This is a genomic window from Inhella gelatinilytica, assembly GCF_016093295.1.
GTDB lineage: Bacteria > Pseudomonadota > Gammaproteobacteria > Burkholderiales > Burkholderiaceae_C > Inhella > Inhella gelatinilytica.
Genome location: NZ_JAEDAL010000003.1, coordinates 62,186 through 75,783, shown reverse-complemented (window position 1 = coordinate 75,783; position 13,598 = coordinate 62,186). Strand labels below are relative to the sequence as shown.

General features: G+C 64.2%; 10 protein-coding genes. 7 read left to right on the top strand and 3 right to left on the bottom strand.

The genetic code is table 11. The features are described from left to right. Window positions 1–84 precede the first annotated feature (84 nt). Window positions 85–381 (top strand): 30S ribosomal protein S20, encoded by a 297-nt coding sequence (gene rpsT, locus I7X43_RS08205; protein WP_198100453.1) that lies wholly within the window; start codon window positions 85–87, stop codon window positions 379–381. 93 nt (window positions 382–474) lie between these two features. Here the strand turns inward: rpsT and I7X43_RS08200 are convergent, their stop codons facing one another. Then, window positions 475–795: a DUF3579 domain-containing protein gene (locus tag I7X43_RS08200; RefSeq protein ID WP_198100452.1), complete on the bottom strand. Its 321-nt coding sequence runs from the start codon at window positions 793–795 to the stop codon at window positions 475–477. A gap of 116 nt (window positions 796–911) precedes the next feature. Between I7X43_RS08200 and I7X43_RS08195 the strand changes: the two genes are divergently transcribed. After that, window positions 912–2,105 carry an aspartate aminotransferase family protein gene (locus tag I7X43_RS08195; protein WP_198100451.1) on the top strand — a complete coding sequence of 398 codons (1,194 nt, stop codon included), beginning with the start codon at window positions 912–914 and terminating at the stop codon, window positions 2,103–2,105. After that, window positions 2,102–3,058: an ornithine carbamoyltransferase gene (gene argF / locus I7X43_RS08190; RefSeq protein WP_198100450.1), complete on the top strand. Its 957-nt coding sequence runs from the start codon at window positions 2,102–2,104 to the stop codon at window positions 3,056–3,058. Before I7X43_RS08195 ends, argF begins: the two co-directional genes overlap by 4 nt. 171 nt (window positions 3,059–3,229) lie before the next feature. On the opposite strand, the gene I7X43_RS08185 is transcribed toward argF, so the two are convergent. Both I7X43_RS08185 and I7X43_RS08180 read right to left on the bottom strand, forming a co-directional pair. Then, a complete protein-coding gene (locus I7X43_RS08185; RefSeq protein ID WP_198100449.1) occupies window positions 3,230–4,657 on the bottom strand; it encodes an ATP-binding protein in 1,428 nt (475 codons plus the stop codon). Between the two features lie 80 nt (window positions 4,658–4,737). Beyond that, window positions 4,738–7,449: an alpha-1,6-glucosidase domain-containing protein gene (locus I7X43_RS08180; RefSeq protein ID WP_198100448.1), complete on the bottom strand. Its 2,712-nt coding sequence runs from the start codon at window positions 7,447–7,449 to the stop codon at window positions 4,738–4,740. A 259-nt stretch (window positions 7,450–7,708) separates the two neighbouring features. Between I7X43_RS08180 and I7X43_RS08175 the strand changes: the two genes are divergently transcribed. The 4 genes from I7X43_RS08175 to I7X43_RS08160 all read left to right on the top strand — a co-directional run bounded on the left by I7X43_RS08175 (window position 7,709) and on the right by I7X43_RS08160 (window position 13,526). Continuing rightward, entirely contained in the window at window positions 7,709–9,343 is a 1,635-nt protein-coding gene (locus I7X43_RS08175) for an alpha-amylase family glycosyl hydrolase (protein ID WP_198100447.1), read from the top strand. 70 nt (window positions 9,344–9,413) lie between these two features. Then, window positions 9,414–10,310, top strand: coding sequence for a DMT family transporter (locus I7X43_RS08170; RefSeq protein ID WP_198100446.1), 897 nt, complete (start codon window positions 9,414–9,416; stop codon window positions 10,308–10,310). Window positions 10,311–10,341: 31 nt separating this feature from the next. Continuing rightward, the gene (locus I7X43_RS08165) at window positions 10,342–11,913 is read left to right on the top strand and encodes a sensor histidine kinase (protein ID WP_198100445.1); all 1,572 of its coding nucleotides are present in this window, start codon (window positions 10,342–10,344) and stop codon (window positions 11,911–11,913) included. A gap of 74 nt (window positions 11,914–11,987) precedes the next feature. Beyond that, complete coding sequence (locus I7X43_RS08160) at window positions 11,988–13,526, top strand: fumarate hydratase (RefSeq protein WP_198100444.1); 1,539 nt, start codon at window positions 11,988–11,990, stop codon at window positions 13,524–13,526. Window positions 13,527–13,598 lie beyond the last annotated feature (72 nt).

The window sequence follows — 13,598 nt, the reverse complement described above, 5'->3', positions numbered from 1 at the left end:
GTCCCTGCGGTTTACCCTGGAGATTTGCCGCAAGCCTGCTATACTCGCATGCTTTGCACCCAACGGATCAACCGGAAACAAACAATGGCCACTTCGTCCAAAGCCAAGAAAAAGACCGTCCGCCTGGCATCGGGCCGCAAGCGCGCTCGCCAGGACGTTAAGCGCAACGCCGAGAACACCGCGCTGCGTTCGCACTTCCGCACCGTCATCAAGAACGTGCAGAAGGCTGTGGTTGCTGGTGACAAGTCCAAGGCAGCTGACCTGTTCAAGCTCGCTCAGTCGGTGATCGACTCGATCGCTGACAAGGGCATCTTCCACAAGAACAAGGCCGCTCGCCACAAGAGCCGCCTGTCGGCCAAGATCAAGGCGCTCGGCGCCTAATCACTCGGTTCCGAACTGGGTGCAAACCAAAAAGCCCGCGCAAGCGGGCTTTTTTCATTCTTGCGCCGCGGTGATTCAGCCGCACTTCATTGGTTAGCTGTCGCGATCTTCCGGGAGCAAACAGGCATCCACCACCTGCAGGTGGTTGTCCTTGGCAAAGTTCAAGACGAACTCCCAGGCTTTGGGCTCCACGTCTTTGAGCGCCTCGTTCACGATCACGCATTTCACGCCGTTGATGACCCGCGGCACACAGTACGGCGAGTAGCGAATGTGTGAGCCCGTTCGGACCCGCGTGCCCGGTGGCTGAAAACAGGACATCACGCCGGCCAAGCGCTCCGCCCAGTCACTGGGACGGAAAGTGCGCCCCTCCAGGGTCACCCCCTGAATAAAGATCTGGCGAGGCTTGGCGGTCATCGTCACAAACGAGGGATTACCCTTGCGCAAAAGGCAAAGGCTGCATTTTGCCCTTGCTGCACCGCAACACCGCATAATCGGCGGCCTTTTTTCGCACACCCGCATTGGAGTTGCCCATGTCTGCCGCCGTCTCCCCGCTGATGCCCACCTACGGGCGCCTGCCAATTGCCCTGACCCACGGTCAAGGCTGCCGGGTGTGGGACAACGAGGGACGGGAATACCTCGATGCGCTGGCCGGCATCGCGGTCAACACCTTGGGGCACGCCCACCCCAAGTTGGTGCCGGCCCTGCAGGACCAAGTGGCCAAACTGATCCACACCAGCAACTATTACCAAGCCCCCCTGCAGGAACAGCTGGCCGCCAAGCTGGTGGAGTTGTCGGGGCTGACGAATGTGTTCTTCTGCAATTCCGGCTTAGAAGCCAACGAAGGCGCGCTGAAGATCGCCCGCAAGTTCGGCCACCAGCGCGGCTTCGACACGCCGGAAACGCTGGTGTTCGAAGGCGCCTTCCACGGCCGCTCGCTGGCCACCCTGTCCGCCACCGCCAACCCCAAAATTCACGAAGGTTTTGCGCCTCTGGTACCGGGCTTCGTGCGCGCCCCGCTCAATGATTTGCCGGCCGTCGAGCGCCTGTTGGATGACCATCCGCAGGTCAGCGCGATCTTCCTGGAAACCATCCAAGGTGAAGGCGGCATCAACCCCGCGCGCATCGAGTTCCTGCAAGGCTTGCGTCGGGTGTGCGACGAGCGAAACCTGCTGCTGATGCTGGACGAGGTGCAGTGCGGCATTGGCCGAACCGGCAAATGGTTCGCCCATCAGTGGGCCGACATTCAACCGGACGTCATGCCCTTGGCCAAGGGCCTGGGCTCCGGCGTTCCGGTGGGCGCCATTGTTTGCGGCCCGCGTGCGGCTGGCGTGCTGACCGCCGGCAACCATGGCACCACCTTTGGCGGCAACCCCCTGGCCATGCGAGCAGGGATTGAAACCCTGTCCATCATGGAAACCGACGGCCTTTGCGCCCACGCGGCGGCTATGGGCGAACGCCTCAAGACCGCGCTGGCAGCCGGTTTGGCCGGTGTGGCGGGCGTCCGTGAAATTCGCGGGCACGGTCTGATGCTGGGCATTGAGCTCGACCGGCCCTGCGGCGCCCTGCTGCAGCGTGGACTTGAAGCCCGCTTGTTGTTCTCCGTCACGGCGGAGCGCGTGGTTCGACTTCTGCCCCCGCTGATCGTGACCGCGGCCGAGGTCGACGACATCGCCGCGCGCCTGATTCCGTTGATCCAGACGTTCTGTGCCGAGGCCCAGTCATGACCCGCCCTGCCCTGCGTCACTACCTGCAGTTCAAGGACCTGACGGCCGAGGACTACGGCTACCTCTTTCAGCGCGCCGCGATCATCAAGCGCCGCTTCAAGAACTACGAGAAGTACCAGCCGCTGCAGGACCGCACGCTGGCGCTGATTTTCGAGAAGGCCAGCACCCGCACGCGGGTCAGCTTTGAGGCCGGCATGTACCAGATGGGCGGCTCCGTGGTGCACCTGACCACGGGTGACAGCCAGCTGGGCCGGGCCGAACCCATCGAAGACAGTGCCCGCGTGATCAGTCGCATGGTGGACTTGGTCATGATCCGCACGTTTGAGCAAAGCAAGATTGAACGTTTCGCTGCCCATTCGCGTGTGCCGGTCATCAATGGTCTGACCAACGAGTACCACCCCTGCCAGATCATGGCGGATCTGTTCACTTTTCTTGAAGCCCGCGGCATGGATAAGCGCGGCAACGTGGACATGGAGGCCCTCAAAGGTCGGGTAGTCGCCTGGGTGGGCGATGGCAACAACATGGCCAACACCTGGCTGCAGGCCGCTGAATTGCTCGGGTTCACGGTCCATGTGAGCACCCCCAGCGGCTACGAGGTCAATCGCCAAGTCGCCGGCATTCAGCGTGAGGCCTGCGTCAAGGTGTTTGCGGATCCCCTCGAGGCCTGTCGGGGTGCGGACTTGGTCACCACCGACGTCTGGACCAGCATGGGTTACGAAGCTGAAAACGAAGCCCGCCGAGCGGCCTTCGCCCGCTGGCGCGTCAGCCGCGACATGATGGCTGTGGCCCAACCCGAAGCCCTCTTCATGCACTGCCTGCCGGCCCACCGGGGTGAGGAAGTCGATGCCGACGTCATCGACGGTCCGCAGTCCGTCGTCTGGGACGAGGCGGAGAACCGCATGCACGTTCAAAAAGCCCTGATGGAGTGGCTGCTGCTCGGCCGGATTGGCTGATCCGCGCCAGCGCCTCCCTCAGTTGCCGCCCGTGGCTGTCGCCTTGGGGCGTCGCAAGGCTTCCACACGGTGGTACAGCCCGCCGCCCATAGGCCAGGCAACGCCATCAGACACGCTCGCCGGTCCATCATGGGGGCAGCATAGGCCGGCCCTGCGGGCCGTGCCTTTCGTTCACCCACTTTGGGCGCGATGGGGCGCCTGCAAGGGCAGGCTGAGAAGAAAAACCGAGCCCTCGCCCTCGGTGGAGAGGGCCTGCAAATGGCCGCCCAACAGCCCACTGGCCAGGTTGTGGCAAATGGTGAGCCCCAGCCCGTTCTGGCCATGACCCAGACGTGTGGTGAAGAACGGGTCGAAAACCCGCTTGAGCACCTCGGCCGACATGCCCTTGCCGTTGTCACGCACGCTCAGCGTGACCCATCCGCGCTCCACTTCGGCACTGAGGGTGACCGCGCCGTCGTCTTGCGCCTCAAACGCATGAACTAAGGCGTTGTCCACCAGACCGACAACAATCTGCCCCAGGGTACCGGGATAGCCCACGCATTCAATGGCGGCAGGAACCTGGTTGCGCACGGCAATGCGATGCGGCCCGGCCGCCGCGGCCAGGGCCACCAAATGGTCATCCACGACCTGCCGCAGATCAAAAGCACGGAGCTGCTCGGTGGGCTGCTCCACGGCCACTTGTTTGAAGCTTAGGATGAGTCCGGCCGCACGTTGGCACGAGCGCACGATCAAATCGGCCATTTCACGCGTGCGCTCAAAAAAATCATGTAACGCCGTGCGCCGCACCGCCCCCGTGTCCACCTGGGCGGCCATGCTGCGGGACTCCTGATCCAGGGCCGTGGCCGTTACCAGCGCATTGCCAATGGGCGTGTTCAGCTCATGCGCCACGCCGGCCACCAAGGACCCCAGAGCCGCCAATTTCTCTGCCTCCAAGAGGTCGGCCTGCGTTTGCTGCAACTGCGCCAACGCCTGCGACAACTCCGCCGTTCGCTGGCTCAGCGCCTGACGAATTTCACGCAGTCGCACATTGCTGCGGTGCGTCACCCGACCAATGATGGACAAATAGATCACCACCCCAACGATGCACACCAGCGTCACCGGCCATTCGGTTTCAGGGGAAAACTTCCACCCCCAGACCACACCGCCCAGCACCACGCCGGCCGCAAAGCTGAGTTGGGAACGAACCCACCCGGGGCCGCCGTGGTTGATCACCAGATTCAACGTGCTGGCGATATAGACCGGAAACGCCACCCACAAGGGGAATTGCAGGGCCGCCGTCATCACACCGAACAACAAGCTATCGACAAAAAGACTTCGCACTTCGGCCTGACGGGAATCCACCGCGCGGCAGGCCACCCAAAAGACCACATGCGGGTAGACCAGCAGGTGCACCGCGAAAAAAGCGAACAGCCCGGGCCCGATGCCCAGCGTCGTACCGTGCAGCACCACCGCAACAAACGCACAAAAATACGAACCCACCCGCAGGGGATAGTTGTTTTTAACCGTCCAGTGAACGCGCCCGCGAACCGGCGCCGCCGGGGGACATTCCGACTCCGGTGCGCTGGAGGATTCCGGAGGGGCCGGTGAGTTCGGGGGCATGCAGGGCGTCCGCGGAAGAGCAAACCGCTTTGATTATTCGCCGGACCCGGCCCAACAAGCCACCCTTCAAACTGCGGTGTTTACCCGCCGTCGCGGACGAAGGCCACGGCACTCCAGGGTGGTACGCGCAGCACACCGGGACGGGACGCGCGAAGTGTGGGCGCCACCCGGCGGTCGGCGGCGTTTGGCGAGGCGTGCACCGGGTGCAGACGCCACGCCCCCGGCACACTGAGCTCCCGCGCTTCCGAGGCCCCGTTAAACACCAGCAGCAGGCCCTGGAAACGGGCCCCCGGCCAGCCCGTCCCATCCAGCTCTGCCACGATCAGTGCAGGGTCTTGATGGGGACCGCTTCCATGGAAGCGCACACGCTTCTGGACTTCTGCCGCTGTGGGCAAGCTGAAGAGGCTGGAGCTGCTGCGAATCCGCATCACATCGCCAAAGGCGGCCACCGCCTGGCGCAACTGCGCCGGCGTGGGCCGCAATGCGGCGTTGCCCAAGAGCGGCGCGATGGCGGCCCAGTCTCTTCCGTTGTCCGGCTCCGGCGGCAAGCCGTGACCAAAACCGTTGTCGCGCAGGCTGTAGTCCAGGCGATTGAACGCATCGCCGCTGTCATAGCTGTTGCGGTCCAGGCTCTTGCTGCGCAGCAACTCCTGGCCGGCGTGCACGTACACCGTCCCTTGGCTCCACGCGACCAGGGCGCTCCCCAGGGTCTGGCGGAAGAGACGCTCAGCCAGGCTGGCTGCAGGCGGCAGTTTGAGCACGTTGGCGTCGAACAGGGTATGGTTGTCGTGGTTCTCGACGTAGTGCACGGCCTCGCCCGGCTGGTCGGCGTAACCAGCCGGCTGTCCGGCGTAATCGATCTCGGCGCCGCGCTTCGCGGTGCCCTCGTGGGTGACGAACCGAAACTCGGCCAAGGTGCCCGCCAACTGAAGGCGCAGCAGGTCCGCCGCCCTCAGGGCCTCGAGTCGGCGAGCCGGATCGTCGAGCAAGCCATTGAGCCAGCCCTTGCTGCCCATCAAATCCTTCACGCTGCCGAAGCTGCCACCGCGCGCGGCGTCGCGGCCGCGGTCGCTGAACGTGCCGATGCCATCGCCCTTGAGACTGAGCTGACTGGCTTGGACGAACCGGGCGCCGTTGGCCACCTCGCCGAAGTTCCAACCCTCGCCGATGAAGAGAATCTCGCGACCCAATTCGCGCCGCAAGCGTTCGCGCATGGCCAACATGGCGGCACGGGGCTGGTGACCCATGAGATCAAAACGATAGCTGTCCAGCTTGTATTCGCGACTCCACAAGAGCAGGCTGTCGCTCATCAGCTTGGCCATCATCCGGTGCTCCGTGGCGGTGTTGTCGCAACAGGTGCTCCGTTCCACCTCCCCTTGGGCATTGAGGCGCTGGTAGTAGCCCGGCACGATGCGATCCAGCACGGCACGCTCTTTTTGGCCTGCAGCCGTCGTGTGGTTGTAGACCATGTCCATGCCCACCCGCAGACCGGCGCGGTGCAGGGCCTGCACCATCTGTCGGAACTCACGCACGCGCACCGCCGGGTCGTCTGGGTCCGTGGCGAAGCTGCCCTCCGGCGCGTTGAAGTGGAAGGGGTCGTAGCCCCAATTGAAGCAGTCTTGCCCCGCCACGGCCATCACGGTGGCCTGCTGCAGCGGGCTGCTGGGGGCGGCCTTCGGGAGCTTGGGCTCGAGGCAACCCTGCTCGGGCACGGTGGCCAGGTCGAACACCGGCAGCAGGTGCACATCGGTCACCCCCACTTGGGCCAACGCCCGCAGGTGGCGCATGCCGTAACTGTGGCCCTCCAAGAACGCGTTGTACTTCCCGCGCCAGGCCGGGCGCACGGTCGGATCGTCGCGAGAAAAATCGCGCACGTGCAATTCGTACACGACCATTTCGTTGAGACGTTGAATTTCACGCACGCGGGTCGGTGCGTTCCACCCCTTGGGCTGCGTTTGTGGGGCGCTTAAATCCAGGACAGCGGTGCGGCGCGAATTGGCACTGAGGGACACCGCGTAGGGATCGGTCACCCGTTGGCGCACCCAACCCTGACCTTCCACCCACACTTCCACCAAGTACGTGACGAACTGCCCTTGCATGTCCAGGGGCTGGCGCCAGTGCCAACTGCCACTCGCGGCGTCCCACGCCGCGGCCAAGCGTCCACTGGGTGCAGCCTGCGCCCCAGGGTACACGCAGACCTCCACCGTCCGAGCGGTCGGGGCCCACACCCGGCCCTCGGTCCGGTCGGGCCGGCTCACGATGCCGAAACTCAGCGGCTCGGCCGCATCCGCAAACAGGGCATCCAGCGCGCCGGCCATCTGAATGCGCGTGGCCGCCAAGACATTCCCCCGCTCGTCTTCGCGAACCAAGATGGTCTGGCCCCGCAATACCTCGAGCTGTGCCGTGCGATCCAGCGGCGCCGCCCATTGCAGTGTGGGCCCGGCCCCCAGCCAGGTAAAACCCGCGGGCAGGTCCCGGGAACTTGCCGCAAGCGGGAAGGACGAGTCAAAGCCTTGAGCCTGTTCGCCCACAGCCACCTGAATGCCCCCTTGTGCGCTGTGCAGAAGCCGGAATTGCCCATCGAGCGGCTGACCGGGCCAGCGAAACAACTCGGCGCTGACCCCATAAGCTTGCGCGTTGAGGACGGCGGCGCCGGCGTGGGGCAGCGCCTGCGCAAAGGGCGTGCGGGTTTCATCGCAGGCCGCCAGTTCGCGGGTTTGGCTCTGCGCCCAGGTGGGCAGCCCCATGAACAGCACCCAACTCACCCACCCCAGGCGTGAAAACACTGTCATGGCACTGCGACCCAGCAAAGTATTAAAACTACATCTTGCCCTAAGCACCAAGGCAACTCACTACGGTAAACACCTACAAAATCCGCAACAACCCTTGGCCATACTGACCATCAGTTAACGTACTTTTCCTACATTAAGCCATGTTCGATCGGTGTCGCCCCCAGCAAGGCCGTTTCCCCCTCGCAACCCGCGGAGCGCTCCCGGACCGGGCCGGCGCCCCAACACCGAGACCTACCCCGCGGGGCTCGAAGGCGCAACCATGAAATCGCTTCGCCTGAGTCTGGGTCTCGCGCTCGCCCTGGCGCTTCTCGCGCCCGGTCATGGTGCGCCCGCACAGCCTCCGCTGCGCGATCTCGGCCCCGTGACCGCCACGCCCCGCAGCAATGGTCTGGCTGCCGACTGGCACCAGGGCGTGTTCATGGAAATTTTTGTCCGCAGTTATCAAGACAGCGATGGAGATGGCCGGGGGGATTTGCGCGGCCTGATTCAGCGTCTGGATCACCTCCAGGCCCTGGGGGTCACGGGGCTCTGGCTGATGCCCGTGACGCAAAGCCAAGATCGTGATCACGGTTACGCCACGACGGACTTCCGCGCCATTGAAAGCGACTATGGCAGTCTGGCCGACTTCGACGAATTGCTGAGGGAAGCCCACCAGCGCGGCATGGGCGTAATCATCGATTACGTGGTCAATCACAGCAGCCACGCGCACCCCCTGTTTCAGCAGGCCAAATCCAGCCCCCGCAACCCTTACCGCGATTGGTTCGTGTGGGCCGAAACAGCCCCGCCGGACTGGGACATCTGGGGCAAGTACCCGTGGTACTGGACGGGTCAGCAGCCATGGGCCTGGACTGGCGAAGTCAAAGACATGCCTTTGGCGCCGAGTGGGGCCCGCGAGTTTTACTTCGGCACCTTTGGCCCCCACATGCCCGACTTCAACCTGAAGAACCCGGCAGTCGTGCGTTGGCACGAGGACAACCTGCGCTTTTGGCTCAATCGCGGCCTGGACGGCTTTCGCCTGGACGCCGTGCCCCACCTGGTGGAACACAACGCGAAGGATTGGAACGACCAACCGGAGAGCCGCCGGCTGACCCAGCAGTTCTACACGCTGATCAGCAGCTTCCCGCAGCGTTACACGGTGTGCGAAGCCACCGCTGAGCCCGCGGCCTACAGCAGCGAGACCGTGTGCGGCAGCGCTTTCGCCTTTGGGCTGGAGCGGGCCATCCTGGAGGCCCTCAAAGGCGAGAAGTCGGAGGCTGTGCACCAGCACGTGCAACAAATTGGCGACTTCTTCAAGACCCGCCCTCACCGCATGGCGACCATGCTGGCCAACCACGACATCTTTGCAGGGCACCGCATCTGGGACCAACTGAAGGGTCACGAAGCCAAGTACAAACTGGCCGCCGCCAGCTACCTGCTACAGCCCGGCGTTCCCTTCATCTACTACGGCGAAGAAATCGGTATGGGGGGCCTGATGGACCTGCCCGGCGATGGGCCCATCCGCGGCCCGATGAGTTGGAATGCCACCTCCCCACACGCAGGTTTCAGCACGCATGCCGGCGCTTTGCTGCGCGGCCGCAGCCCCAATGCCGGGACGCACAACGCGGCCGCCCAGCGTGCCGATCCGGGGTCGCTGTTCCACCACTACCGCCAACTCATCGCCCTGCGCAAGGCGCACCCAGCCCTCAAGCGGGGCAGCTACGAAGCGGTCATCGTGCAAGGGCAGGTTCTGAGCTTCGAGCGGCGCGCCGATGGCGAAGCGCTGCGAATCTCGCTGAACTACAGCGACGCCGCAGTGGACTGGCCATCCCAGGGTCGCACCCTGTGGGGCAGTCCAAGCCCGCAGTCCGGCCGTTTGCCACCCTGGGGCGTTCGGGTTGAACAGTTGGCGAACTGAGGGCGCGACCTGACGGAGGCGATGCAAAGGCGGTGAGCGGAGCCATGCCATCGCATAGAGTCCACGGTTCATGACCGCACCCCTCTCGCCCAGCTTGCTCGTTCTGCTCTCCCTGCCCCCGCTGCTGTGGGCGGGCAATGCGGTGGTCGGCGCGGTGTTGGCCCCTGCCGTCTCGCCGGTGCTGCTGAATGCGCTGCGCTGGGCCGTGGCCCTGGCCGTGCTGCTACCGTTCACTCGGGGCTTGTGGCGGGGGCGTGAACGGGTTTACCGGAATTGGCGCTGGTTTGTCGTGACGGGCTTTTTGGGCATGGGCTTGTACAACGCCCTGCTCTATCGCGCGCTGCACACGTCCAGCCCCCTGAATGTGACGCTGATTTCCTCGGGGCTGCCGGTGTTCATGTTGATCGTGGGCGCCCTGGGCTTTCAGGCCCCCGTGCAGCGGCGTCAAGCGGTGGGCGCCTTGCTCTCCCTAGCGGGCGTGTTGACCGTGCTCAGCCAAGGACAGTGGCAGCGACTGTTGGCGATCGAGTTCGTTCAGGGGGATGTCTTGATGCTCCTGGCCAATGTCGCCTGGGCGGTGTATTCCTGGCTCCTGACTCGAGCTCCCAGCGAAGTGCAGCAATGGCACTGGGCAGATCGCCTGGGGGCCCAAGTGCTGGTCGGGGTGGTCTTGGCCGGACTCAGCACCGTCGGCGAGGCAGCGTGGGGCGCCCTCCACTTCGACGCCTCGCCCAGCACCTGGTTGGGTCTGCTTTACATCGCCATTGGCCCGAGCCTGCTGGCCTACCGCTGCTGGGGACTGGGCGTGGAGCGCGGCGGGCCCGCCATGGCGGCGTTTTTCTACAACCTGACCCCCTTAATCACCGCGCTGCTGGGGTTGGCCCTGATGAGTGCCGCCCCACAAACCTTTCACATGTTCGCGTTTTTGCTGATCGCATCCGGCATCTGGGTGTCATCCAATCGGTGAACACCGGCAACCGGACCCACCTCCAAGGTTCATGGCTTTTTCCAATTCACTTCGCTGGGCGGTGATCTTGACCTTGCTGCTGGGCCTCATGGTGCCCAGCGCGGTGGTGTTGGTGTACGACCTCCAAGTGACCCGTCGCACCGTGATGGAAGATTTGGAGAAGGACATGGAACGCGGCACCCAGGTGCTGGCGTTGTCCTTGGCTGAACCCCTATGGCAGGTGTCGCCCGACTTGGCGGCCCCCATGGTCAAAGCCCAGTTCGACGACCCTCGCTTTGTCGAAGTGATCGTCACCGAGACCAACAGCAACAAGCCGTTCGTCCAACAACAGAAGGACAGCACAACGCCCGAATTGACCCGCACCAAGGTTCACCCCATTGAACGCGAAGGCCGCCAGATCGGCCAGCTGGTGGTGACCATGAGCGGCGAGCCCTTGCTGAAGCGCGCCCAGGGCGATCTCTTCAAGTCGGCGGGTCGTACCTTGCTGGTCGCAGCCCTGTCCATGGCGACGATTTTGTGGCTGTTGCGCCGTCGCGTGTTGGGCCCGATGGAGCGCCTGTCCAAGGCGGCGTTTGAACTGGGTTCGGGGCACATGACCTCCCCCGTCGTGGTGGAGGGCAAAGACGAAATCGCCCGCGTGGGGCAAGCGATGGAACGCATGCGCTTGGCGCTGATCGAAGCCTTCGACCGCCTGCGCCAACACGCCAACACGCTGGAAGACCAGGTCTCCGAGCGCACAGCCGAGCTCAGCAAAACCAACCAAGAGCTGACCCGCGCCATGCTCCAGCTCAAGACCGCTCAGCGCGAGTTGGTGGAGTCAGAAAAGCTGGCCTCCTTGGGTCGTTTGGTGGCCGGCGTCGCGCACGAGCTGAACACCCCCTTGGGCAACGCCATCACCGTCGTCACGTCGCTCGAAGACCGCTGGGCGGAGCTGGATTCGGCCCTGCACTCGGGCCAGCCCATGCGCCGCAGCCAACTGGAGTCGCTGGTTGCGGATACGCGCCGCGGCCAGGACATCTTGCAGCGCAATGTGCGCAAGGCCGCTGAGTTGGTGCGCGACTTCAAACAAGTCGCCATCGACCAAACCCAAGATGCCCGCCGGGAGTTCGACCTCGCGGCAATGGTGCGGGATGTGCTGGTGATGGTGGAACCCAGCTTCAAACACACACCTTTCGTCATCGAAACCCACTTGGAAGACGGGCTCAAGCTCAACAGCTTCCCGGGTTCCTTGGGGCAAGTGCTCACCAATTTGCTCGTCAACGCCCGGGTTCACGGTCTGCATGACCGGCCCGAGGGCACCGTCACCGTCGAATGCCATCAAGCGCCTGAGTCCAGTGACTGGGTGGTGCTGAGCGTCTCCGACAACGGCTGGGGCATGGACGAATCGGTTCGAAAGCGCATCTTCGACCCCTTCTTCACCACCAAACTGGGCCGCGGCGGCACCGGCCTGGGCATGCACATCGTGCACAACATCGTGACCCAACTCCTGGGCGGCGGCATTGATGTCATCAGCGAGCCCAATCAAGGTGCGGTGATGCGCCTGCGTCTGCCCAAGCAAGCGCCCGAGCGTACAGAGCACGCGGACGCCGGCGCCGGCGTCTGAGTTGCAAGCCGCGGTTCAGGAGCGCCCCCTACACTGTTGAAATTCAGGGTTCCCCCTGCCTTTCGGAGTGCTCCATGACCGTCATTCGCCACGACGACCTTGTTGAAAGCGTCGCCGCCGCCCTGCAGTACATCAGCTACTACCACCCGGCGGATTACATCCAGCACCTGGCCCGCGCCTATGCCCGCGAGCAGAGCCCTGCGGCCAAGGATGCCATCGCGCAGATCCTGACCAACTCCCGTCAGTGCGCCGAAGGCAAACGCCCCATCTGCCAGGACACCGGCATCGTCAACGTCTTCCTGAAGATCGGCATGGACGTGCGCTGGGCGGACTTCCCCGGCTCAATTCAGGACGCCATCAACGAAGGCGTGCGCCGGGCCTACAACCATCCGGACAACAAGCTGCGCGCCTCCGTGCTCTCGGACCCCATCTTCGAGCGCAAAAACACCAAGGACAACACGCCCGCCGTGGTCTTCATGGAGGTGGTGCCCGGGCACACGGTGGACGTGATCGTGGCCGCCAAGGGAGGCGGCTCGGAGAACAAGAGCAAGGTCTACATGCTCAACCCCAGCGACAACATCGTCGACTGGGTGCTCAAGACGGTGCCCACCATGGGCGCGGGCTGGTGCCCGCCGGGCATGCTGGGCATTGGCGTGGGTGGCACGGCCGAAAAGGCCGCCCTTCTCGCCAAAGAAGCGCTGATGGACGACATTGACATGTACGAGCTGCTGCAGCGCGGCCCGCAAAACAAGCTGGAAGAGTTGCGCATCGAGCTGTATGAGAAAGTCAATGCCCTGGGCATTGGCGCCCAAGGCCTGGGCGGCCTGACGACGGTGCTGGACGTCAAGATCAAGACCTACCCCACGCACGCGGCCAGCAAGCCGATTGCGATGATCCCGAACTGCGCGGCCACCCGCCACGCCCACTTTGTGCTCGATGGCAGCGGCCCCAGCTACATCGAGCCGCCGAGCCTGGACCTGTGGCCCGATGTGCACTGGGCACCCGACTACAACAAGAGCACCCGCGTCGACCTGAACACGCTGACCCCCGAGCTGGTTGCCAGCTGGAAGCCGGGCCAGACCCTGCTGCTCAACGGCAAGATGCTCACTGGCCGCGACGCCGCGCACAAGCGCATCCAGGACATGCTCGCCAAGGGTGAAAAACTACCCGTCGACTTCACCAACCGCGTCATTTACTACGTGGGCCCGGTGGACCCGGTGCGCGACGAAGTGGTCGGCCCAGCCGGCCCCACCACCGCCACGCGCATGGACAAATTCACCGAGATGATGCTGGCCCAAACCGGCCTGATCGCCATGATCGGCAAGGCCGAGCGCGGCTCGGTCGCCATCGAGGCGATTCAAAAGCACAAGTCGGCCTACTTGATGGCCGTCGGGGGAGCGGCCTACCTCGTCTCCAAGGCCATCAAGGCTGCCCAGGTGGTGGGCTTTGCTGACTTGGGGATGGAAGCCATCTACGAGTTCGACGTGGTCGACATGCCCGTGACGGTGGCTGTGGACTCGGGCGGCACCAGCGCCCACATCACCGGGCCGGCCCAGTGGCAAGAACGCATCGCCAAAGGGGAGTTCGCGGGCATTCCCATCAACGCTGCTTGACGCCCATCAACACCCGGTCGCCAGGGACCACGGCTCCCCCAGTCTGAGGGGGCATCTCCCCACCGTTTCAAG